Annotated in this window: 16 protein-coding genes; 8 read left to right on the top strand and 8 right to left on the bottom strand. The window is 70.8% G+C overall.

The genetic code is table 11. From position 1 onward, the window contains the following. Window positions 1-72 precede the first annotated feature (72 nt). Together crcB and AB0B86_RS25385 are read left to right on the top strand one after the other, a co-directional pair. Window positions 73-471 carry a fluoride efflux transporter CrcB gene (crcB, locus tag AB0B86_RS25390; RefSeq protein WP_357404183.1) on the top strand — a complete coding sequence of 133 codons (399 nt, stop codon included), beginning with the start codon at window positions 73-75 and terminating at the stop codon, window positions 469-471. After that, window positions 471-905 carry a CrcB family protein gene (locus tag AB0B86_RS25385; RefSeq protein ID WP_357404181.1) on the top strand — a complete coding sequence of 145 codons (435 nt, stop codon included), beginning with the start codon at window positions 471-473 and terminating at the stop codon, window positions 903-905. Before crcB ends, AB0B86_RS25385 begins: the two co-directional genes overlap by 1 nt. A gap of 119 nt (window positions 906-1,024) precedes the next feature. Here the strand turns inward: AB0B86_RS25385 and AB0B86_RS25380 are convergent, their stop codons facing one another. Further along, the gene (locus tag AB0B86_RS25380) at window positions 1,025-1,933 is read right to left on the bottom strand and encodes an aldo/keto reductase family oxidoreductase (RefSeq protein WP_357404179.1); all 909 of its coding nucleotides are present in this window, start codon (window positions 1,931-1,933) and stop codon (window positions 1,025-1,027) included. Window positions 1,934-2,073: 140 nt separating this feature from the next. Here AB0B86_RS25380 and AB0B86_RS25375 point away from each other — a divergent pair, with 140 nt between their 5' ends. Next, window positions 2,074-2,523, top strand: a complete 450-nt coding sequence (locus AB0B86_RS25375; protein WP_357404177.1) for a helix-turn-helix domain-containing protein — start codon at window positions 2,074-2,076, stop codon at window positions 2,521-2,523. Window positions 2,524-2,533: 10 nt separating this feature from the next. On the opposite strand, the gene glgA is transcribed toward AB0B86_RS25375, so the two are convergent. Then, complete coding sequence (gene glgA / locus AB0B86_RS25370; RefSeq protein ID WP_357419921.1) at window positions 2,534-3,739, bottom strand: glycogen synthase; 1,206 nt, start codon at window positions 3,737-3,739, stop codon at window positions 2,534-2,536. Window positions 3,740-3,811: 72 nt separating this feature from the next. Here glgA and glgC point away from each other — a divergent pair, with 72 nt between their 5' ends. Further along, the gene (gene glgC / locus AB0B86_RS25365) at window positions 3,812-5,044 is read left to right on the top strand and encodes a glucose-1-phosphate adenylyltransferase (protein ID WP_357404173.1); all 1,233 of its coding nucleotides are present in this window, start codon (window positions 3,812-3,814) and stop codon (window positions 5,042-5,044) included. A gap of 31 nt (window positions 5,045-5,075) precedes the next feature. After that, window positions 5,076-6,719 (top strand): phosphoglucomutase (alpha-D-glucose-1,6-bisphosphate-dependent), encoded by a 1,644-nt coding sequence (gene pgm, locus AB0B86_RS25360; protein WP_357419920.1) that lies wholly within the window; start codon window positions 5,076-5,078, stop codon window positions 6,717-6,719. Window positions 6,720-6,878: 159 nt separating this feature from the next. On the opposite strand, the gene AB0B86_RS25355 is transcribed toward pgm, so the two are convergent. The 3 genes from AB0B86_RS25355 to wecB form a co-directional block, all read right to left on the bottom strand. Then, window positions 6,879-7,799, bottom strand: coding sequence for an NAD(+)/NADH kinase (locus tag AB0B86_RS25355; protein WP_357404169.1), 921 nt, complete (start codon window positions 7,797-7,799; stop codon window positions 6,879-6,881). 90 nt (window positions 7,800-7,889) lie between these two features. Next, window positions 7,890-10,994 (bottom strand): M14 family zinc carboxypeptidase, encoded by a 3,105-nt coding sequence (locus tag AB0B86_RS25350; protein ID WP_357419919.1) that lies wholly within the window; start codon window positions 10,992-10,994, stop codon window positions 7,890-7,892. A gap of 132 nt (window positions 10,995-11,126) precedes the next feature. Continuing rightward, window positions 11,127-12,209: a UDP-N-acetylglucosamine 2-epimerase (non-hydrolyzing) gene (gene wecB / locus AB0B86_RS25345; protein ID WP_357412526.1), complete on the bottom strand. Its 1,083-nt coding sequence runs from the start codon at window positions 12,207-12,209 to the stop codon at window positions 11,127-11,129. A 177-nt stretch (window positions 12,210-12,386) separates the two neighbouring features. Between wecB and AB0B86_RS25340 the strand changes: the two genes are divergently transcribed. After that, complete coding sequence (locus AB0B86_RS25340) at window positions 12,387-14,552, top strand: bi-domain-containing oxidoreductase (RefSeq protein ID WP_357412524.1); 2,166 nt, start codon at window positions 12,387-12,389, stop codon at window positions 14,550-14,552. Between the two features lie 83 nt (window positions 14,553-14,635). Here the strand turns inward: AB0B86_RS25340 and AB0B86_RS25335 are convergent, their stop codons facing one another. Both AB0B86_RS25335 and AB0B86_RS25330 read right to left on the bottom strand, forming a co-directional pair. After that, window positions 14,636-15,817, bottom strand: coding sequence for a glycosyltransferase family 4 protein (locus tag AB0B86_RS25335; protein WP_357419918.1), 1,182 nt, complete (start codon window positions 15,815-15,817; stop codon window positions 14,636-14,638). Next, entirely contained in the window at window positions 15,814-17,817 is a 2,004-nt protein-coding gene (locus AB0B86_RS25330; protein WP_357419917.1) for a heparinase II/III family protein, read from the bottom strand. The genes AB0B86_RS25335 and AB0B86_RS25330 overlap by 4 nt, the downstream gene beginning before the upstream one ends. A gap of 267 nt (window positions 17,818-18,084) precedes the next feature. On the opposite strand from AB0B86_RS25330, the gene AB0B86_RS25325 reads away from it, so the two are divergent. Continuing rightward, entirely contained in the window at window positions 18,085-19,401 is a 1,317-nt protein-coding gene (locus AB0B86_RS25325; RefSeq protein WP_357419916.1) for an O-antigen ligase family protein, read from the top strand. A 245-nt stretch (window positions 19,402-19,646) separates the two neighbouring features. After that, on the top strand, window positions 19,647-21,116 hold the full coding sequence (locus tag AB0B86_RS25320; RefSeq protein WP_357419915.1) for a hypothetical protein: 1,470 nt from the start codon (window positions 19,647-19,649) through the stop codon (window positions 21,114-21,116). 33 nt (window positions 21,117-21,149) lie between these two features. On the opposite strand, the gene AB0B86_RS25315 is transcribed toward AB0B86_RS25320, so the two are convergent. Next, complete coding sequence (locus AB0B86_RS25315; RefSeq protein WP_357419914.1) at window positions 21,150-22,343, bottom strand: glycosyltransferase; 1,194 nt, start codon at window positions 22,341-22,343, stop codon at window positions 21,150-21,152.

Genomic DNA, 22,343 nt, shown 5'->3' with positions numbered 1-22,343 from the left:
GGTGTCGACCGTACGGGTGAGGAATGCTCGGCCCGGGGCGGCGGCGCGGGCTGGCGGTGAGTGAATGGGCAGATGACAATCCTCGCGATCGTCGTCGGCGGTGGTATCGGCGCTACCCTGCGTTACCTGCTGGGCCTCGGCTTCGCGCCGTCCACGCCACCTGACTTCCCCTGGGTCACCTTCGCTATCAACATGGTGGGCGCCTTCGCTCTCGGCGCCGTGATGACGCTGCTGGCGGCACACCGGCTGCCCGGCCCGTGGGGCAAGCCGTTCCTGTCCACCGGGCTCATCGGCGGGTTCACCACCTGGTCGCACTTCATCGTCGAGTCCGACCAGCTGATCGGGGCGCGGCGCAGCGGAATCGGCATCGTCTACCTGGTGGTGTCCATCGTCCTCGGAGTGATCGCGGCAGCGCTCGGCGCCCGCCTCGTGGAACTGCGCACCGGGCGTCCGACGGGGAGGGGCGCCTGATGTGGGTGGGCATCGGGGTGTTCCTGGCCGGCGGGCTCGGAGCGCTGAGCCGCGCCGGCATCGATGCCCTTGTCAAGCCGTGGTGGAAGGCGCGGGCCACCGGGTCCAGCAAGGCGTTCCCGGCGAGCACCTTCCTGATCAACGTCTCGGGCGCTTTCGTGCTCGGCATCGTCACCGGCTACGCGGTGAAACACACCGCCGCCGGCGCGCAGGACTTCGCCACGATCGTCGGGGTCGGCTTCCTCGGGGCGTACACCACCTTCTCCACCGAGGAGTGGCACACCCTGGGACTGCTGCGCAGGAACGCCGCGGTCGAGGCGTTCAACGTGCTCGGCAGCCTCTGCGCCAGCCTCGTGCTGGCCGCGCTCGGCCTGTGGATCGGCAGCAGCTCTAGCCCGCCAAGCCTGACTACCGCAGCGCGCTCGGGTCAGTGAACGAGACCACCGCACGGGGCGCCGGGCACCCGAAACGAAGGCGGCCATGCGCCCCGGCAGAAAGGCGGCCGTGCGCCCCGGCAGAAAGGCGGCGTGCGCCCCGCGCGGCGGACTCGTCGTCACCTTCCGATCTTGTCCAGGTCGGCGAGGTCCTCGTCGGAGAGCGACAGCCCCGCGCCGGCGACGTTCTCGCGCAGGTGCGCGACTGACGACGTACCCGGAATGAGCAGGATGTTCGGCGAGCGCCGCAGCAGCCAGGCCAGGGCGACCGACATCGGTGTCGCGGCCAACCTGTCGGCCACGGCCGACAGGGCTGCAGACTGGAGCGGGCTGAAGCCGCCGAGCGGGAAGTAGGGCACGTAGGCGATGCCCTGTTCGGCGAGCGTGTCGATCAGGTCGTCGTCCTGGCGGAAGGCCAGGTTGTACATGTTCTGTACGCACACGATCGGCGCGATCGCCTGCGCCTCGGCGACCTGCTGCGCCGTCGCGTTGCTCACCCCGAGGTGCCGGATCAGGCCCTGCCGCTGGAGGTCGACGAGCGTCTCGAACGGTTCGGCGAGCGAGCCGGGTTGTGGGCCTTCGGCGTTGCCGAGCCGCAGATTGACCAGGTCGAGCACCTCGACGCCGAGGTTCTCCAGGTTCTCGTGGACCGCCCGGCGCAGGTCGTCGGGCTTGCGGGCGGGGGGCCAGCCGCCCTGCTGGTCGCGGGTGGCGCCGACCTTGGTGACGATGTGCAGCGATTCGGGGTACGGGCGCAGAGCCTCCCGGATCAGCCTGTTGGTGATGCGTGGCCCGTAGGCGTCGCTGGTGTCGATGTGGGTGATGCCGAGTTCGACGACCTCGCGCAGGACGGCGAGCGCGCCGTCGTGGTCGGCGGGCGGCCCCATGACCCACGGCCCGGCGAGCTGCATGGCGCCGTAGCCGAAGCGGGTGACGCTCAGGTCGCCCAGCATCCAGGTGCCGCCGGGGAGGGAAGGCTTGCCGCCTTGAAGGGCGTGGGCGTCGTCGGTAACGGAAGTGGAGCGCATGTGCAGGCCTCGGATTTCAGGTGGAGTGCGGCGCGATCAGTGCCGCGCAGGTACCTGCTTCACTCTGGTCGGGTAACTTCCTGCTGGGAAGTAGGCACTTCAAAGTGCGTAACACACCGACAGGTGGGGGAGTGGCGCGGATGGCGACGACGACGGCGGCCCAGCAGAGAGCACAGACCAGGGCGCAGTACGACGTATTCCTGGCCGAGTGCCCCAGCCGCAAACTGCTCGACCGGATCTCCGACAAGTGGGTCACGTTGATCCTGGCCGCGCTGGGCAGCGACGGCTCCCACCGGTTCGGCGCCGACTGCGCCGGTGAACCCCGCCCGCTGCGCTACTCCGAGCTGTCGCGCCTCCTGGCCGGCGTCAGCCAGAAGATGCTCACCCAGACGCTGCGCTCCCTGGAACGCGATGGCCTGATCACGCGAACGGCGACGCCGACCGTGCCCGTCACTGTCACCTACGAGCTGACCGATCTCGGCGTCTCGCTGCACCAGATGATGCGCGGCCTGAAGGGCTGGGCCGAGACACACATGGACGAGGTGCTCGACAACCGCGCGACGTACGACACCCGCGCCTCCGCGGGATGACCTGGGCGGGTCAGGCCTCCAGCAGCGAGCGGTAGACGTCGAGGGTCTGGCGGGCGACGGAGTCCCAGGAGAAGTGCTCGACCGCGCGCCGACGACCGGCCTGACCGAACCGACCGGTACGCGCCGGGTCGGCGAGCAGCGTGTTGATCGCCGACGCCAGGTCCGCGACGAACTTCTCCGGCTCCAACGGGGTCCCCGACCCGTCGCTGACCTGCTCGATCGGCACCAGCAGGCCGGTCTCGTCGTCGGACACCACCTCCGGGATGCCGCCGGTCGCGGTCGCCACCACGGCCGTCTCGCAGGCCATCGCCTCCAGGTTGACGATGCCCATCGGCTCGTAGATCGACGGGCAGGCGAAGACGGTGGCGTGGGTGAGCACCTGGATCACCTCCGGCTTGGGCAGCATCTCGGCCACCCAGACCACGCCGGAGCGGTTGGCCCGCAGCTCGGCGACCAACTCCTCCACCTCGGCGGCGATCTCGGCGGTGTCCGGTGCGCCGGCGAGCAGCACGAGCTGCGTGTCGGCAGGCAACTCCCGGGCGGCCCGCAGCAGGTACGGCAGCCCCTTCTGCCGCGTGATCCTTCCCACATAGACCACGCTGGGGCGGGACGGGTCGATGCCCAGCCGGTCCAGCACGTCGGTGCCGGGGTCCGGGGCGTACTGCACGGTGTCGATGCCGTTGTAGACCACCCGGACCTTCGACGGGTCGATCTGCGGGTAGGCGGTGAGCACGTCGGAGCGCATCCCCCCACTGACCGCGATCACCGCGTCGGCGGCCTCCATCGCGGTGCGCTCGATCCAGGACGAGAGCGCGTACCCGCCGCCGAGCTGCTCGGCCTTCCACGGCCGCAGCGGCTCCAGGCTGTGCGCGGTCACCACGTGCGGCACCCCGTGCAGCAGCTTCGCTGTGTGCCCGGCCAGGTTCGCGTACCAGGTGTGGCTGTGCACCACGTCGGCGCCCGCCGCGCCGGCGGCCATCTCCAGGTCCACGCCCATCGTCCGCAGCGCGGCGTTCGCACCGGCCAGGCCGGGCGGTTCGGCGTACGCGGTGACGCCCGGCTCGGTGCGCGGCCGGCCGAAGCAGTGCACGCGTACGTCGGTGAGGCGGCGCAACTCCCGGGCCAGGTACTCGACGTGCACCCCGGCGCCGCCGTAGACCTCCGGCGGGTACTCGCGGGTGAGCAGATCGACGCGCAGCGGGGTGGGTTCCGTCATGACCCCGCACCCTAGTGCAGAAGAGTCCCCGTACGAGTGGTGAAGTGCGACGCGGGTGGATAGCGTCGGGGCATGGCTGCCAAGGTGCTCGCGATCGTCCTGGCGGGTGGGGAGGGCAAGCGCCTGATGCCACTCACCACGGACCGGGCCAAGCCGGCCGTCCCGTTTGGCGGGATGTACCGCATGGTCGACTTCGTCCTCTCCAACCTGGCCAACGCCGGCTATCTCAAGATCGTCGTGCTGACCCAGTACAAGTCCCACTCCCTCGACCGACACATCACCAAGACCTGGCGGATGTCCACGCTGCTCGGCAACTACGTCACCCCGGTGCCCGCGCAGCAGCGTCGTGGCCCGTGGTGGTTCGCCGGCTCGGCCGACGCCATCTACCAGAGCTTCAACCTGATCAATGACGAGCAGCCCGACTACGTGATCGTCTTCGGCGCCGACCACATCTACCGGATGGACCCCCGGCAGATGGTGGAGGACCACATCGCCTCCGGCGCCGCGGTCACCGTCGCCGGCATCCGCCAGCCGCTGTCGATGGCCGACCAGTTCGGCGTCATCGAGGTCGGCGAGGACGGCCGGAAGATCCGAGCGTTCCGGGAGAAGCCCACCGACGCGGTCGGCCTGCCCGACGCGCCGGACGAGATCTACGCCTCGATGGGCAACTACGTCTTCACCACCCGGGCGCTCTGCGAGGCGGTCGAACGCGACGCCGCCGACAAGAGCAGCAAGCACGACATGGGCGGCAGCATCATCCCGATGCTCGTCGAGCGGGGCGAGGCGAACGTCTACGACTTCCGCGACAACGAGGTGCCGGGCAGCACCGACCGGGATCGTGGCTACTGGCGCGACGTGGGAACGCTCGACTCGTTCTACGACGCGCACATGGATCTGATCAACGTGCACCCCGTCTTCAACATGTACAACTTCGACTGGCCGATCTACACCGAGCAGCCGCCGTGGCCACCGGCGAAGTTCGTCCACCAGTGGGGTGAGCGGGTCGGCCGGGCGGTCGGCTCGATGGTCTCGCCCGGGGTGGTGATCTCCGGATCGCTCGTGGAGAACTCGATCGTCTCGCCGAAGGTGCGGGTGCACTCCTGGGCGCACGTCGAGGGCTCGGTGCTGATGGAAGGTGTGGAGATCGGCCGGCACGCGGTTATCCGGCGGGCCATCCTGGACAAGAACGTGTTCGTCCCGGAGGGCGTCGAGATCGGCGTCGACCTGGAAAAGGACCGGCAGCGCTACACCGTCTCCGACAATGGCATCGTGGTGATCGGCAAGGGCCAGAAGGTCGTGCCGTGACCGACCCGCACTCCCCGAGGAGGATCCCGCAGTGACCCACCCCCGTGCCGGCCAGCCCGCGGAGCCCGCCGACCTGGTCGACGTGCCGCGCCTGGTGACCGCCTACTACGCCGAGCATCCGGACCCCACGGACCCGGCCCAGCAGGTCTCCTTCGGCACCTCCGGGCACCGCGGCTCCAGCCTGCGCAACGCGTTCAACTCCGACCACATCCTGGCGGTCACCCAGGCGCTCTGCGACTACCGGCGGGAGCAGGGGCTGGACGGGCCCCTCTTCCTCGCCCGGGACACCCACGCGCTGTCCGCGCCGGCGGCCGTGGACGCCCTGGAGGTGCTCGCCGCCAACGGGGTCACCGTGCTCGTCGACAGCCGCGACGGCTACACCCCCACCCCGGCGTTGTCGCACGCGATCCTCACCCACAACCGGGGGCGCACCAGCGGGCTCGCCGACGGGATCGTCATCACCCCGTCGCACAACCCGCCGGACGACGGCGGCTTCAAGTACAACCCCACGAACGGCGGGCCGGCCGACACCGACGTGACCCGGTGGATCCAGGACCGCGCCAACGCGATCCTCGCCGCCGGGCTCAAGGAGGTCCGCCGGATCACCTACGCGCGGGCTCGGGCCGCCGACACCACCGGGGAGTACGACTTCCTCGCCCACTACGTCGACGACCTGCCCGCGGCGATCGACATCGACGCGATCCGCGACGCCGGGGTGCGCATTGGCGCGGACCCGCTCGGCGGGGCGAGCGTGGCGTACTGGGGCGAGATCGCCGAGCGGCACCGACTGGACCTGACCGTGGTCAACCCGACGGTCGACCCGACCTGGCGGTTCATGACCCTGGACGGCGACGGCAAGATCCGGATGGACTGCTCCTCGCCGAACGCGATGGCGTCGCTGATCGCCGCCCGCGCCGACTTCCAGATCTCCACAGGCAACGACGCGGACGCCGACCGGCACGGCATCGTCACCCCGGACGCCGGTCTGATGAACCCCAACCACTTCCTGGCGGTGGCGATCGGCCACCTGTTCCGGACCCGTAGCGAATGGGGTCCGGCCGCCGCCGTGGGCAAGACCCTGGTCTCCTCGTCGATGATCGACCGGGTCGCCGCGGACCTGGGTCGGCCGCTGCTGGAGGTGCCGGTCGGCTTCAAGTGGTTCGTGCCCGGCCTGCTCGACGGGTCGGCCGGCTTCGGCGGCGAGGAGAGCGCCGGGGCGTCGTTCCTGCGCCGCGACGGTTCCACCTGGACCACCGACAAGGACGGCATCCTGCTCTGCCTGCTCGCCTCCGAGATCCTGGCCACCACCGGGCGTAGCCCGAGCGAGCACTGGGCGGAACTGGCCGAACGCTTCGGCGCGCCGTCGTACGCCCGGATCGACGCCCCGGCCAGCCGGGAGCAGAAGGCAGTGCTCGCCAAGCTCTCCCCGGAGCAGGTGACCGCCACCGAGTTGGCCGGTGAGCCGATCACCGCGACCCTGACCACCGCCCCCGGCAACAACGCCCCGATCGGTGGCCTCAAGGTCAGCACCGAGTCCGGCTGGTTCGCCGCCAGGCCCTCGGGCACAGAAGACGTCTACAAGATCTACGCCGAGTCCTTCCAGGGCCCCGACCACCTCAAGCAGATCCAACAAGAAGCCAAAACCCTCGTAGACCAAGCCCTAACCCAGTCCTAACCCCAAACCCCACCCCCCACCCCACACCCGCGTTGATCATGAAGTTATTGCCACGACACGCCGCGCGGCATGGCAATAACTTCATGATCAACCGTGTCGGGTGGGGTGGGGTGGGAGGTGGGGTGGGGTGGGGTGGGAGGTGGGGGAGGGGGTGGGGGTTTAGCAGGGTGGGGGGATTTCTTGTTGGGCGCGGCGGCGTAGTTCTTCGGGGAGCAGCTCGCGGAGCTGCTCGGGCAGGAACGGCAGGTCGAGCAGGGTCATCTTCAACTGGTTGCGTTCCTGGTAGCGCAGCGGGTCGAAGCGGACCACCAGACCGGCGTTGCGGCGGTACGTGATGTCCACCGCCCCCTCCGTTGCCGCGTCGCGGAACACCAGCCCGTCCATCTCCACCACGACCGGCGACGAGTCGGGCCGCAGCTCCAAGCGGATCTTCTCGTCCGGTGAGAGCACCACCGACCGGGAGATGCCGGCCATCGGCGCCGACGGCGTGATCACCACCGAATCGGCGGCGGGGGAGATCAGTGGGCCGCCTGCCGCGTAGCTGTACGCCGTCGAGCCGATCGGGGTGCTCACCACCACGGCATCGCTGCGGTAGTAGCCGTACTGCTGACCGTCGATGCCGAGGGTGACGCTGACGAAGCCGGAACCGGGCTGGCGGACCAACGCGATGTCGTTGAACGCCACCACGTCGTCGCCGCACACGTCGCAGGCGAGGCAGGCGTGCGACTCGACTGTGAAGTCCTTCGACAGCAGCCGACTCAGCGCGTCGGGCAGCTCCGGCGGCTCGATCTCGACGAGAAACCCCAGGTGACCCAGGTGTACGCCGAGCACCGGCTTCGGGTCGCGGATGGCGGAGCGCAGCGCACCCAGCATGGTGCCGTCCCCACCGATGCTGATCAGCGCGTCGGCGCGGGTGGCAACCTCCTCGGCCGGTACCGGTTCGACGCAGGACGGCACGCGGTGCTGGTCCTCCTCGCTCACCATGAGCGTCTTGTGGTGGCGCGTCGCCCACCGCTCGATGATCCCGACCACCTCGGTGACATCCCGGGTGGGGTGCAGCACAAGTCCCAGCCCCGACACCCGTACAGCTCATCACATTCGTGGTGGCCGCACCCGTCGTACACCGAAGGTGCGCCGACGGTCGGGGACCGCCGGCGCACCTCGCCGCCGTCAGGGCCGGGGTCGACCGCTGAGGTGCCTCAGCGAGCGGGCGACCAGGTCGTCGCGGGCAGCCGGGGGCAGCCCCTCCAGCCCGAAGCCCAGATAGACGGTGTCGTCGGTGACCACCACCGAGCCCTCCTCGAACGCCCGCTGGCTGCGCGACCAGTCGGTGGCGTTGCCACCGGACCCGGCCGGTGGCCCGGCCACCGTCCAGCCGCCCAGGTCGGCCGACTCGAACGAGGTGTCGGCCACTGTCGCCCCGTCGACAACCACTCGGGCGTCGTCCAGGAAGACGCCGAGCCCCTGGGTCGACCAGTCCGAGGCGTACGTGATCGACACCTCGACCTGCTTGCCGGCATAAGCGGACAGGTCCGTGACGAACTCCTTCCAACCGCCGGAGGCGCCGGACGCCGCGTTCCAGCTGCCGGTGCTGCCGGTGGGCGAGCAGTCCGCGCCCTGGTAGTGCGTCAGGAACGGGTGCACCTCACTCCAGTTGCTGAGACAGCTCTCCCCGGTCGCCGAGCTGGTCTTGCCGTTGACGTCCGGCAGGGTCGTCCAGTTGTCGCTGCCCACCTCGTGCGCCTCGACGAAGAGGAAGTCCCAGTCCTGCTCGATGTCGTACGAGGTGAAGAAGCGCAACTCCGCGGCGCTCGCCCCGGTCAGGTCAACAGTGCGGGTGAGCCGCTTGTACGACTCGTCGCTCTGCCCGCTGTGCAGGTACCACTCGCCGGTCCGCGGATCGAACGGCGCGCCGCCCGGCCGGGTCCAGCCCACCGGCGCGGAGCTGGCGAACTGGGGGAACTCGTCCGGCGGCAGGAAACTCGACGTGGTCAGGAACGATGCGCTGTGCTCCTGGTTCTGCGCCGACCCGGGCGCGTTGAGCTGCCCGCTGAAGCCGGTGAACGCCCCGTCGATCCCGGCGACCGGGTACGGTCCCCCGTCCGGTGAGGTGCCGCCGTCACTGACGTAGGTGTGCGCGCCCAACCAGTACTGCTGGAAGTCGTTGAGCAACGGCAGGCAGCTGGCGGAATCGGCGTCGGTGCACTCGGGCGGTGCGTCCGGGTGATAGACGTACGACCCGTTGGCGCCCTGGGCGTACAGCGCGTACTGGCCGCTGACCAGGAGCTTGCCGCCCTCGTTGAGGTAGTCCCGGACGGCCAGCTCGGTGGTGAGCGCCGCCTTGGCCGTGGTGCCGGGCACCTGCCCGGGGGAGCGCAGGATGACGTCGTCGCCGGTCTCCCAGACCACCGCCTTGTAGTGCGACAACACGCCCAGCGGGTGGGGTGCCTCGCGTCCCATCGCGTCGAAGTCGTACACGTCGCTGCTGCGTCCGGCGGCACGCAACGACGCCGCGACCTCGTCGGCGTACTTCGCGGTGGTGCCGGTCTGCGTCGGGCTGAGGCCGGTGACGTCCTCCATCGCGAGGACCAGCACGTCGCCGCCGATGTCGTTGTGCACCCGATAGGTGAAGTGTTCGCTGGCCACCACCCCGGCTCGCGGTTTGTTTCCGGTGAACCAGACCTCCACCCGGTCACCCGGCTTCGCGCCGGTGACGGTGCCGCGCAGTTCGGCGTAGTAGTCGTCGTTCGTGTCGCCGTACCGCTCGCCGCCGCGCCACTCGCGGACCGCTACCGTCTTCGGTCGGCCGCCGTTGACCGTGTAGTGCATCCGGACGTTCTTCAGCGCCCGACGGGTGATCGAGGCGACCTGCTGGGTGCGCCCGTACGAGGTGTCGAACGCGTCCACCACGAAGTCCGGGGTGCTGCGACCGACCACCGACACCGGGTCGTCCGGGTCCGCCGCCGAGCGGGCCACGGCAAGCGCGAACGGCAGGTTCTTCTGCACCTCACCGGCGATGAGAGCCTCGTCGTCGGGGAAGATGAAGCCGCTGACGCAGTCCTCCGGGCGCCACTCGTCGTCCGGGTCGACCGCCGAGGCGGCCTCGCAGGTGGACATCTCCGGGGTGAAGCCCAGCGTGCCGTACTTGACGGTGGCGTGGCTGTCGGTGTCCCCGTTGGTGGTGTACAGCTCGGCGGAGATGTCCGGGTCGTAGCCGGGCACCGCCGGGTGCGCGTCGTCACCGGCCATCGTCTCGTAGATGACGTCGTCCGGGGTGGGGGTGCTCACCTGCCAGCCGACGCCGTAGAGCAGCAACTCGGCCGCCGAGTGGTAGTTGACGAAGAACTCGAACCCGACCCGCTTGAAGAGCCCGTCCAGGGCTTTGGTCTCCGGCTCCGAGTTGGGGCCCGGGCCCCGGTAGGTTTCGCTGTTCGGGTCCGGTGACGAGCCCTCGTTGTCGTACCCCCACTTGTAGCTGAAGTTGCGGTTGAGGTCGACACCGTCGCCCGAGGTGATCTGCCCGTCGCCGTTGTTGTCCCGCAGGTTCTTGCGCCACAGCCGGTTGCCGGGGGTGAAGGTGTGGTCGTAGCCGTCCGGGTTGGCGACCGGCAGGAACCACAGTTCGGTGGTGTCCAACAGGCGGGTGATCTCCCGGTTGGTGCCGTAGCTGTCAAGCACGTGGTGCATCAGCCGCCGGGTCATCTCCGGCGTGATCCACTCGCGGGCGTGCTGCGCACCGGCGTAGAGCACCGCCGGTCGCCGTCCGTCCGGGACGGTCCGCGCGTTCTTGGTGACCTTGAGGGCGACGATCGGCTGGCCCTGCTGGCTGCGACCGATCGTCTGCACCTTGGCGAGCTTCGGATACCGGGCCGCTGTGGCGTTCAGCTCGTCCCGCAGACCGCCCGGCTCCCCGTAGGGCCGGAAACTCGCCCAGCCCGCCGCGGCCTGCTCCCGCAGCGCCTGCGAGGCGTCCTTGCCGCGAACCTTCTTCACCGCCAGCGGTACGCCCTTGTCGGTCAACCGTTTCGCCTGCCGGCGGCTGAGGACCGTCTCGACGGTGGTGCGGCCGGATGAGTCCGTCTTCGCGTCGTGGCCGAGGTCGACCCCCGCCGCGCGCAACTGCTCCCGCTGTTTCGCGTCGACAGTGCCGACGTACACCTCCAGGCCGTCGCGGGCGCCCGGTTCGGATGGTGGCCGCGCGCTGGCGGGTGGGGTCAGTGCCAGTGCGCCGAGCAGGGTGACCACGCTGGCGATCGCCAGTCGTCTCGGTCTCATCGCGCCTCCTTGGGTGAAGGACCTGTAGGCGCGAGCCTTCGGTGCGGCGTGATCGATGTCAATAGTTCGATGGGCGCGAGGTGGCTGCCCGTGTTGGTGTGGGTGCCGGCTGTGATCATGTGGTGGGCTGGGCTAGCGGAGTGTCGCCGCGATGATCTCCGCGATCCGCTCGCCCGCCGCGCCGTCCCACATCGGGGGCGTGGGCCAGACGGCGGGTCGGCCCGCTGCCACAGTGCTCGCCACGGTCTCGGCGAGCGTCGACCGGGTGACGAGGCGGTTGGTGCCGTGCGTGATCGTGATCGGGCGTTCGGTGTTGGGCCGCAGCGTCAGGCAGGGCACCCCGAGCATCGTCGTCTCCTCCTGCACCCCGCCGGAGTCGGTGACCACGACCGCCGCGCCGCGTACCAGGCTGACGAACTCGAGGTAGCCCAGCGGGTCGACGACCCGCAGCGCGCGGTGTGACAGCAGGCCCGCGCTCTCCAGGTGCTGCCGGCCGCGCGGGTGCAGCGGCAGGATGACGGGGAGTTGATCGGCAACCGCGTGCATCGCCTTGACCAGGTCTACCGCGTCTGTCGCATCGTCGACATTGCCCGGTCGGTGCAGCGTGGCCACCACGTACCGGTCGGGCAGCGAGAGTGCCGCCCGAATGCCGGCGACGTCGAAGCGGTCGAGATTGGCCAGCAGGGTGTCGATCATCGGGTTGCCGACCAGATGGATCTTCTCGGCGGCGACGCCCTCGGTGCCGAGGTGCGACACGGCGTCGGGGCTGGTGGCGAACAACAGGTCGGACACGTGGTCGACGACGATCCGGTTGATCTCCTCGGGCATGGACCTGTCGAAGCTGCGCAGGCCGGCCTCCACGTGCGCGACAGGGACGCCCAGCTTCGACGCGACGAGCGCGGCGGCGAGGGCGGAGTTGACGTCCCCGTAGACGACGGTGAGGGCCGGGCGGTCGGCGATCATCAGCTCTTCCAGGCCGGTCATCACGCTCGCGGTCTGGCTCGCGTGGCTGCCCGAACCGACCCCCAGGTTGAGGTCCGGCTCGGGCAGGCCCAGTTGCCGGAAGAAGACCTCGGACATCCGCTCGTCGTAGTGCTGTCCGGTGTGGATCAGGCGCTGTGCCACGCCGTGCCGCCGAAGTGCGCGGATCACGGGCGCTGCCTTGGGAAAGTTGGGACGTGCACCCGCGACGTGCAGAACGGCGTCGGCTGGCATGGATCTCCTCGGGAAATTCGGTGCGAATCAGCGACGGCGCGCCAATAGTACAAGTTATCCAGTTTAAGGCATCTAATCGGCATAGAATGCCGAATGACGGATGCGTCGCGGTGTGTGTTGCCTGAGCGGTGACCTGCCGTGATCGGTGTTCTTACTCCCGAAGGCAGGCAGAGCCGCGTGAAGCAGATCGTCCAATCGGTGTCCGGCGGAGAGTTGCGAGTCGTCGAAGTCCCCCAGCCGGAGCCCGGCGCCACCGAGGTGCTCGTCGCCACCCGCCGGTCCCTGCTCTCCGCGGGGACCGAGCGCGCCGTGCGCGAGCTGGCCTCGGCGAGCCTGCTGCGCAAGGCGCGGGCCCGACCGGATCTGGTCCGCCAGGTGGTCAACAGGGCACGCACCGGGGGAGTTCGCTCGACCGTGGCCGCCGTGCGCAGCCGGCTCGACGAGGACATGCCGCTCGGCTACAGCGCCGCCGGTGTCGTCGTCACCGCCGGCGCCGCGACCGACGGGATCCGCCCCGGGATGCGGGTGGCCACGGCGTCGGTGGGGCACGCCGAATACCAGGCGGTGCCGGGTCTGCTCGCGGTACCCGTCCCGGAGTCGGTGTCCGACCAGGCGGCCGCCTTCGGCGCGGTGGCGGCGATCGCCATGCAGGGCCTGCGGCAGGCCGAGGTGGGTCTCGGCGGCTCGGTCGCGGTCGTCGGGCTCGGCCTGGTCGGGCAGCTGACCGTACGACTGGCGCTCGCCTCCGGGCTGCACGTCATCGGCATCGACCTGCGCGACTGGACCGCCCAGCTGGCCGGCGAGTGTGGTGCGGTAGGCCTGGTCGAGGCGGGTGCGACGACCACCGAGCAGATCATGGAACTGACCCGTGGCCGAGGCGTCGACGCCGTCCTGATCACGGCGGCGACCGCCTCGTCGGAGCCGGTCGCGCGCAGCACCGAGATCGCCCGCGACCGCGCCCGACTGGTGGTGGTCGGCGACGTCGGCCTGGCCCTGGACCGTCGACGCTTCTACGAGCGTGAGCTGGACCTTCGGTTCGCGCGCAGCTACGGTCCCGGCCGCCACGACCGGGCCTACGAGGAGTGGGGCATCGACTATCCGATCGGCCACGTGCGCTGGACGGCACGCCGCAACATCGAGGCCTACCTCGACCTGGTGGCCGGTGGCCGGGTCGCGGTCGACGACCTGGTGACGCATGTCTTCGAGGTGGAGCGGGCCACCGCGGCCTACGAGGTGCTGGCCGCGGACCCGCGCTCGCTCGCGGTGCAGCTCAGCTACGCGGCTCCCGCGCAGCAGTCCCGGCAATCGATCACGGTCCGACCGCGCCGCAACTCGACGTCGCCGCGCGGCGGCCTGATCGGGGCCGGCAACTACGCCAAGGCCACGTTCCTGCCCGCGCTCAGGGCGGCGGGCTGGGGCGACGACCTCGTGGCCATCACCTCGGCCAAGGGCCTGTCGGCGCGGCACGCGGCCGAGCGCAACGGAATCGCCGTGGTGGCACCGACAGCCGAGGATCTGCTGGTCCGCGATGACATCGACGTGGTGTTCATCCTCAGCCGCCACGACTCGCACGCCGCCCTGGTGGTGCAGGCGCTCGACGCCGGCAAACACGTCTTCGTGGAGAAGCCGCTCGCGCTGACCCAGGACGAACTCGACGAGGTCAGGGCCGCCTACGAGCGCAACTCCGGCCACCTGTTCGTCGGGTTCAACCGCCGGCACGCGCCCATGGTCAGCCACGCCAGGTCGGCCCTGGCGGCCGGGTCAGGTCCGATCACCGTCGCCTACCGGGTCAACGCCGGGCAGTTGCCCGCCGCCCACTGGTATCACGACCGACGCCAGGGCGGCCGCATCCGGGGCGAGGTGTGCCACTTCATCGATCTCGCCTCGTGGCTGGTGGGCGCGCAGCCGCGGGTCGTGCACGCGTACGGCAGCGGCCGTGGCGAACCGGGCCTGGAGGAGGACGTGAGTGTCCTGCTCGGATACCCGGACGGGTCCACCGCGACGATCACGTACGCCACCGGCGGGCACCGGCGGACGCCCAAGGAGCGCCTGGAGGTCCTCGGGCGCGGGCACACAGTGGTGATCGACGACTTTCGGCGCCTGGAGATCGACGGTCGGGAGGTCAAGCGCGTGCCCGGCGGCAAGGGACATCAGGAACTGCTCGCCCACACCCGCGCGGTGATCGCCGGCAATCTGCCCGACGATCGGGAACTCGACGCCTCCTTCGGCACGACCAGGGCCGCGCTGTCCGCGATCGCCGCCCTGACCGGCGTCCAGGAACACCCGTCGCGCCTGCCCGTGCAGGCAGACCTGGAGAGCGTGCGGGCCGGCTTCACCTCGTGACGCGGTACCCGGCGCCGGGCGTGCGGTCAGCACCTGGCGCCGGCTGTCGGTGTCAGGCGCGGTGCCGGGCGGCGGGACTGCCGTCAGCGCGACGCGTCGCCGTCGACAAGCGGATCGAGTAGCCGCCCGAGGGCCTGCGCCATGGCCGTACGAGACTGGTTCGCCCGGATCCAACTCCGGCCGGCCGCGCCCAACTTGGCAAGTTCGTCCGGGCTGGCCTGGCTGAGCTGGGCGAGGCCGTGGGCCAGGTGGCCCGGCGGGGTCACGTGTCCGGCGTCCGCGCCCAGCACGAGGTCGCCGACGACCCCCGGGCTGTTGGTGACGATCGGCAGCCCGGCCGCCATGTAGTCGAACACCTTGTTGGGGCTGACCCCGGCCCGGAACAGCTCGACGTCGGCGAGCACGTGCACCCCGACGTCCGCGGCGTGCAGGAGGTCCGGGATCTCCGACTTCGGCACCGGGTCGAGGAAGCGGACATTGTGGATGCCGACCGCCTTCGCCTGTAGGCGTGACTTCTCCACACCCGCGCCGACGAGGACGACGTCGATCTCGGGTACCGCCTTGGCGGCGGCCAGCAGCAGGTCGAGCCCGTTGGCCGGACCGTGCGCCCCGGCGTAGACGGCGGTCCGGCGGGTGAACCGGTAGCGCCGCCGCAGCTCGGCACGGTCCCGGCTGGGTACGAAATCCTCGGGGTCGGCCGCGTTGGGGATGAAGGCGATCTTCTCGGGCGCCACGCCCTTGCCCTCGATCGCCGCCCGTACGCCAGGTGCCATGATCACCACCCGGTCGGCGCGCCGGTACAGCAAGCGTTCGAGGCGCTCCAACGCCCGGTACGCCACAGATGTCTCCGACAGCGTGCCCATCTCCACGAGCACGCGCGGCCACAGGTCCCGGACCTCCAGCACGAACGGCGTGCGCCGCAGGGTCGCCACCACGCAGCCGGAGAGACCGGCCAGCAGGTGTGGCGACGAGGCGTAGACCACGTCGGGTCGGGGCTGCCGCAGGCTGGCCACCGTGGCCGTCACCGCGTAGCTGGCCCAGTTGGCCACCCGGCCCAGGCCGTTGCGCCGGTACGGCGTCACCGCGACCAGGTGGAAACCCGGCTCCGCCCGTTGCGGCTGACCGGTGATCATGTTGCGGCGAGCCGCGATGATCACGTGGGTCCAGCCGGGCAGTCGGCTGAACAGCTCGACGTGCCGGGTGCCGCCCGGATGGCCCGGGGGTACCGCGAAGTGGTTGAGGACCAGGACCCGGCGTGGTGTCATCGCGGCGCTCGCACCTGGTGGACGTCCCCTGTTCCGAGGTGGGTGGCGGTGAGGATGGCGCTCGCGTCGGTCCAGGTCACCTGGTACCGGAAGCCGTCGAGTGCGCTCGGCTCGGGGGGCGGCCCGGGTATCGTGCCCAGCCCCCACAGGGTGGTGTCGGCCCGGCTCTCGGCGGTGAGCCACGTCGCCGGCTCCCAGCGGCCGTAGGTCCGGCTGTGCCAGCCCGCGAAGGGCGTCGAGCGTCCGCGCACCTGCTGGTGACCGTCCAGGCCGATGAGGTCGAGTTTGGTGCCGCCGACGATGAGCGTGCCGTCCTGCACTGTGACGTCCGGGTGCAGCGGAACGGTGAGTGACCAGGACCGGGCGGCCGCCGGCGGGTCGGCGAACTCGACGATCGCCAGGTACTGCTCGGCCACCACCACCGCGCGGGCGACCCGTACCGGGTGCTCACCGCGCGCGTACGCGTCGTGCCAACCGAAGACGACTGTGCGATCCGGCAGGACGAGCGGTGCGCCGAGGTAGCCCCGGCCGCTGTTCAGCCAGCGGAACGCCCGGTGCGGGACGAGTTGGTCCTGCCCGTCCGGCCGGCGCACGGGGTGGGCGGCGGACGTACGTAACCCGTTGCGGATCTCCAGCGGGCCGTTGTAGGTGCCAGTGCCCGGGTCGGCGATCAGCCAGCGGTTGTCGTGCTTGACCCAGACCGAGGTCAGGTCGGCGTGGCCGTGCGACAGGCCGCCGTCCACCTTGAACCACACCCGCCACGGCCCCCGGTCGACAAGCGCGATGCCGCCCGAGGCCGTCGCTGTCGATCGGTGGCGCAGCGCGGCGGGAAACTCCGCCGAGGTGGCCGCGGGGCCGGGCGGCGGCGCGTACCAGGCCAGTTCGTCGAAGTCGGCGTACCAGTGCGCCGGCAGCCGTTCGCCGCAGAGCGCGAGCCCGAGCGCGGCGGTGCCGGCCACGTCGAGGGGGTCACCGGAGGACGCCAGCACCCGACCCTCGTCCCAGTCGCCGTACTGCGGGAGGTCGCCGTCGAAGACTCCGAGCCGGGCCAGGTGCAGGCTGGCGGCGTGCAGATCACGGTGCACGCTGGACGGCGCGCCGCCGAGCAGCACCCGCACGATGAGCATTTCGAGCACGAACCTGTGGTACGACAGCGAGTCCTCGATCATCCGGCCGTCCGCGCCGAAGTGGCGGCGTTGCTGGGCGGCGAACATCTTCGCGCCGGTCCGCGCCCACAAGCGGGCGCGTCGGGCCGTGGGGAACATCCGGGCGAGCAGCATCAGTCCGAGCGCGTCGCCGAGCAGGTGGTTGTTGCGCATGCTGCTCAACGTGTAGGGCAGCTCGACCATCAGGTGCCGGGCGCTGGCGAGCAGCTGCCGCTGCATGGCGGTCCCGACGTCGGGGGGTAGTCGGTCGCCGACCAGGGTGAGGATCTGGTTCCAGGCGATGGCGCGCAGGGCGAGTTCGAGGCTTGAGTACCAGTTGACGCCCCGCTCCGGCGGGGACTGCGAGCACCAGGCTCGCAGCAGCTCGTCGAGGCCGTCCTGCCACCGGCCGGACGGGTCGAGGCGGGCCGCGCGGGCCAGCACGACAAGGTCGCGGTGGCGGGCCGCCTCCCAGGTGTGCTTGACGTCCGACAGCCGGGCCGCGGAGCGGATGTCGATGCGCCACCACGGGTCGCCCGCCGGCCACTGCCGCCCGGTCAGCGGGTCGGTGCCCCACGGTTTCGACACGCCCGTCGCCACCCGGGCGCCGAAGACCCGGAGCCCGTCGTCAAGCACGCGGCCGGCGTCGTCCAGGCAACGCTGCCGTGCGCCGTCGCCGATCGGCAGCACGCTTGTCAGCGGCACCACAGCGGCCGGGTGGTGCCGGTGCGGCGGCCCACGGAACAGGACGGCGTGGAAGCCGCTGCGCTTGGATGCCTCGTAGGCCGCGCGCAGCGGTGCCGACAGGCCCAGCGCGCGCAGGTCCACGGCGATGGAGCGGAGATCGGGTTTCACCTTCGACTTTCCCCTTGGGCAATGGCGATTCCGTCGTTTCGTCCCGACCAGGACCGCCGGTGTAGGAAGCTGCAAGCTCAGTAAAAATCGGGCATTTAGGGCGGCTGTGAGTGGTGTGTGGGTCGGGCGGTTGGTGCGTGCCGGTCGGGGCGGGTCGTCGGTCTGTCGGCTGTCCAACGCCGCCGGTGCCGCTTCAGTGACGACATCGCCGCCGCCCGCTTCGTCGACGACGTCGCGGCTGCACAGTGGCAACGCAGAGGAGTGGTCGTGACAGTGCAAACCCGGGTGCGGCTCGGAGCCCGCCGGCCGATGCCGCCGCGGGCCGGTGCCGGACCCGTACCCACCGGTGGGGCCACCGCCGGCACCGTGGCGGGTGGCTGGCGGACGAAGGCGACGACCCTCGCCGTCGCGCTGCTGTGTGTCGCGGCCTTCCAGGCGGCCTCGGCGAACGCCTGGATGACCGTGTTGCAGGCGTGCGGCGCGGCGATCCTGCTCAGTTGTCGCCTGCCCCGACCCCGCCTGCCCGACGTGCTGGCGGTCGGGGTCGCGGCCTGGGCACAACTGACGGTCCTCTGGTCGAGCGACGTCGCGCAGACGCGGAGCGTGGCCCTCGCGTACACCTCGGCCGCTCTGCTCTTCGTCGCGGTCCGCCACGTCGCCACCACGCCGAGGCACCTGCTCGCGATCGGCGGCTCGTACGTCGTCGGGTGCGCCATCGCCGCGTGGCGTCTGATCATCGAGGCGCGGGGGGCCGGTGGGCCGGCCGGCGCGATGGACATGGCGGTGCGCTTCGGCATCGAGGGCACCAACATCAACTTCACGGCCTACTCCAGCGTCACCGCCTTCGTACTGGCGCTCTGCCTGTTGAAAATGCGCGGCCAGCGGCGGCTCGTCACCATCGGCCTGCTCACCGCGCTACCGGTACTGGCGTCCGGGATCTTCCTGAACCGCACCAAGGGCGCGCTCGTCGCCCTGCTGCTCGTGGTGGTGTACGCGCTGCTCAGCGAGGTGGCACCCCGGTTGACGTGGATGGCCGCGGTCGCCGCGGTACCGACGCTGCTGGTGGCGGTGCCGCTCGGCCTGGGGCAGAGCGCCTTGATGTGGGCGGACGGCGTCATCGGCTCGGCGGCGACCGGCGACGTGCTGAGTCGGATCGAGCTGTGGCGGTACGCGTCCGCCTACCTGTGGGACGACCTCTGGGTGGGCGGTGGCGCGGGCACCTTCGAACTGTGGAATCCGTTGGGGATCCGCCCGCACAACGCCGTCCTCGCCGTCGCCGTGGACCTGGGCCTGGTGGGCCTGGTGGGCGTCGCCACCCTGTTCGCGGTGGTGCTCGCCCGGCGGGCCGCGCAGCGCCCGGTCGGGCTCCAGGTCGCCGGGCTCTTCCTGGTCGGGGCGTTCCCGCTCTGGCTGACCGGGGTGTGGGAGTTCGAGCGGGGGTCGTGGCTGGCCCTCGCACTGCTGTCGATGCTGCCGGTCCAGGCCGGCAGCCGTCGGACGCGGACCACCCCGGACGGTGGGCGACCCGCCGTCCGGTCGGGGTCCGCGCCACCGCGCCCGGCCGGGACGAGCGTGCTGGAGTAGCCCGGTGCCATCACCCGGTGACAGCCCGATCGTTGGCTCGTTGAGTGAACACTCGCAGTCAGTCGATTGGCCCGAACCGGGGCGGGCGCCGTCCGGGCCACCGACACCTGGCTCGGTACGACGACGGCCACGCCCGGTCGTCGGGCGCTCAACAGGGTGGAGGGTCGGCGGGTGCAATCTCGGAATCCGGGCCGGGGCGACTCGCGACAGTTTCGGGCCGGCCGCTCAGCCGGGAATGGTCCGCGGTGACCGCCACCGACGGGATCAGTCGGGGCCGGCACCGCTCGCCGGTCGGCGACCTGCAACTCCCGGCCCCCGCCCGGCGACCGGAGCGCCGGGTACCCCGGCCGGTGGCGGCGCTCAACGCGATGCCGGCCGGTCGAAAGATCACCTGGCTGCCGCTGGCGCTGGCGCTGTTCTGGATGCTCGGCACGTTCGGCGCGTTCTGGTTGACCAGACTCGCCCACGATGTCGCGAACCCGTTCCGGCTCTGTGTCTTCGTGCTCGTGGCGACCGCCCTGTTCGCCGGGGGGTACGTGGCGCAGATGTCGCGTCGCGCGCCCCCGGTGGCTGTCCCGAGACACTCCGCCGGGCGCATCCGGCTGGTGCGTCAACTGGTCCTGGCCAGCGCCATCTACTACGTCGTCGTGAGCCTGACCCGGCTGACCCAGTTCGGTGCCACCGGCCCCAGCAGTGTGTGGGCGAACATCCAGGCGCCCGCCGCCGGCTACGTCAACAAGTTCGATGTCTACCAGCAGGGGTTCGCCAGCACCAGCCCGTGGATGAACGCGCTGTTTCCGCTCGGCGTGCTCAGCATGGCCCTCGTACCGCTGCTGGTGGTGCACTGGCGCGGTCTGCCCGGCTGGCTGCGCCTCGCCGGCGTGGTCGCGACGGCGACGCACATCGCGTTCTACCTCTTCATCGGCACCATGAAGGGGCTCGGCGACGTCGTCATCATGCTCGCGGCGGGGATGTTGATCGCCGGCGCGTCCGTCCGGCACCGGACCCGGACCCGGACCCACTCCCGCCGACGTCAGGCGCTCCTGCTGGTCGTCGGGGCGTTCGCGCTCCTGACCACCTACATGATCCACAATCACGCGACCCGAGCGGCCGAGTTCGGCACCACGGGTGACGTGGTGCAGGTGAATCCCGCTGTGGAACGGGCCGTGGGCAGGTCGATGGCCGAGGGCGTCGCCGCGATGATCGGCTATCCGACGCACGGCTACCTCGGGCTGTCCTACAACCTGCAGGTGCCCTTCGAGTGGTCCCGGGGCCTCGGCAGCGCGCCCTCCGCGGCCATCTTCGCCGAGCAGACCTTCGACGTGGACCTCACCGAACATCCGAGCTTCCCCGACCGGACCGAGCACGAGACGGGGTGGCCGGCGCGCATGTACTGGGCCACCATCTACCCCTGGCTCGCCTCGGACCTCACCTTCCCCGGCGCGGCGCTGTTCATGGGGTGGGTGGGCTGGCTCTTCGCCGGCTCGTGGCGCGCGGCGGTGTCCGGCCACCGGGTGGTCCCGACGTTGATCTTCGCGCAGCTCTGCATTCTCATCGTCTACGTGCCGGCGAACAACCAGCTCGGGATGGCCCCGGAATCCATCGTCGGGATGGTCACGCTGTTGGTGCTGCACCTCATGCAGTCGTTCTCCGGCGCCCGCCGACCACCCGCCGCCGACCCGGTCACCGCCGCGCCGTTCGCCACCCACCGCTAGCCGCACCGACGGGGCCGGGCAACAGGTACGCCGTCAGCCCCACTGCCGGAAGAACCGGCCCAGCGGCTCCGCGTGCGCCCGGTAGTCGAACGATTCGAGGGCCTGGCTCCGCGCTGCCTGGCGCATCACGCTGCGCTGCGTCGCGGTCAGCCCCGCCGCTGCGCGGAACGCCGCGGTGACCTCGCCAACAGTGTGGTCCCGGCAGACCAGGCCCTCCAGGTTGGGGCGCAAGTATCTCCCCATGTCGCTCGTGAGGTTGGCGATCACCGGGGTGCCGCTTGCCAGACTCTCGCAGAACTTCGTCGAGAAGCCCGCGTCCGCCGCCAACTCCGGCCTGCGGATGAGGACAGTGAAATCCGCCTCCTGGAGGGCGTTCGCCACCTCGGCCTGTGGCAGGCGGCCCAGGCACCGCACCCCGTCGGGCAGCGTCCGACCGCCGAAGAGGCCACGCACCTCGTCAGGCGTCGGGCCGTAGACGCGTAGCTCGACACTCGCGCCGTCGCGCCGGACGTTGCCCACCGCTTCGATGACGGTACCCAGGAGATCCTTCTTGTTCCCGTGCGGATTTCCCGCGTAGGCAAGGGTGAGCGGCGGTGAGTCGCCACCGGTCTGTCGGGCCTCCAGCGTCAGGCTCTTCACGTCGAGCGTGGGCGGCACGCGCAGGATGGGCTTTCCGCTGCGCCGGTAGTGGGCCTCCAGGTAGGAGCTGATCGCGATGATGCCGTCGCAGCGCGGGTAGTAGTGGTGCAGGGCCAGCTTCATGCTGAGGTGTAGCGGACCGAGGTAGCCACCGCGCACGTGGCGTCCGTTGAACCAGTCGACGACGTCGACGATCAGCGGTACCCGGTGCCGCCGGCACCAGCGCTGGAGGTGGAACATGTACTGGGCCTGCCCACCGTGGACCAGGACGTGGGACGGCTTGGTCGGCTGGGCGTCGAGCCATCGCACCGTGCGCTCACCCCAGCGCACCAGCGTCTGGACCGAGCTGCCGATCGGTCCCGCCGTTGCCGGTGGCCGCTCGGCGAGGCCGAGGTGCGAGACCGATCCCGGTCCGTCGACGCCCGGCAGCGCCGTCCTGGTCAGCGGCTCCGGCCCACCGCTGGCGACCACCACGTCGTAGCCTGCGGCGGCCAAGGACGCCACCAGGCCGTAGACCCGCCGTGACCCCGCCTCACCCCACGGGAAGAGGAACGGACCCACACAGGCGACCCATCCAGTACGTCTCAT

The sequence above is a fragment of the Micromonospora sp. NPDC049047 genome, assembly GCF_040649135.1.
Classification (GTDB): Bacteria; Actinomycetota; Actinomycetes; order Mycobacteriales; family Micromonosporaceae; genus Micromonospora.
The sequence above is the reverse complement of the archived record's forward strand: the minus strand, read 5'-3'. Positions and strand labels throughout refer to the sequence as shown.

Excerpts from the sequence above, each read along its gene's own strand:
- AB0B86_RS25315 (WP_357419914.1), bottom strand. The coding sequence starts at position 22,343 with ATGAGACGTACTGGATGGGTCGCCTGTGTGGGTCCGTTCCTCTTCCCG.
- AB0B86_RS25375 (WP_357404177.1), top strand. The coding sequence starts at position 2,074 with ATGGCGACGACGACGGCGGCCCAGCAGAGAGCACAGACCAGGGCGCAG.
- crcB (WP_357404183.1), top strand. The coding sequence starts at position 73 with ATGACAATCCTCGCGATCGTCGTCGGCGGTGGTATCGGCGCTACCCTG.
- AB0B86_RS25335 (WP_357419918.1), bottom strand. The coding sequence starts at position 15,817 with ATGACACCACGCCGGGTCCTGGTCCTCAACCACTTCGCGGTACCCCCG.
- AB0B86_RS25350 (WP_357419919.1), bottom strand. The coding sequence starts at position 10,994 with ATGAGACCGAGACGACTGGCGATCGCCAGCGTGGTCACCCTGCTCGGC.
- wecB (WP_357412526.1), bottom strand. The coding sequence starts at position 12,209 with ATGCCAGCCGACGCCGTTCTGCACGTCGCGGGTGCACGTCCCAACTTT.
- glgC (WP_357404173.1), top strand. The coding sequence starts at position 3,812 with ATGGCTGCCAAGGTGCTCGCGATCGTCCTGGCGGGTGGGGAGGGCAAG.
- AB0B86_RS25380 (WP_357404179.1), bottom strand. The coding sequence starts at position 1,933 with ATGCGCTCCACTTCCGTTACCGACGACGCCCACGCCCTTCAAGGCGGC.
- AB0B86_RS25385 (WP_357404181.1), top strand. The coding sequence starts at position 471 with ATGTGGGTGGGCATCGGGGTGTTCCTGGCCGGCGGGCTCGGAGCGCTG.
- glgA (WP_357419921.1), bottom strand. The coding sequence starts at position 3,739 with ATGACGGAACCCACCCCGCTGCGCGTCGATCTGCTCACCCGCGAGTAC.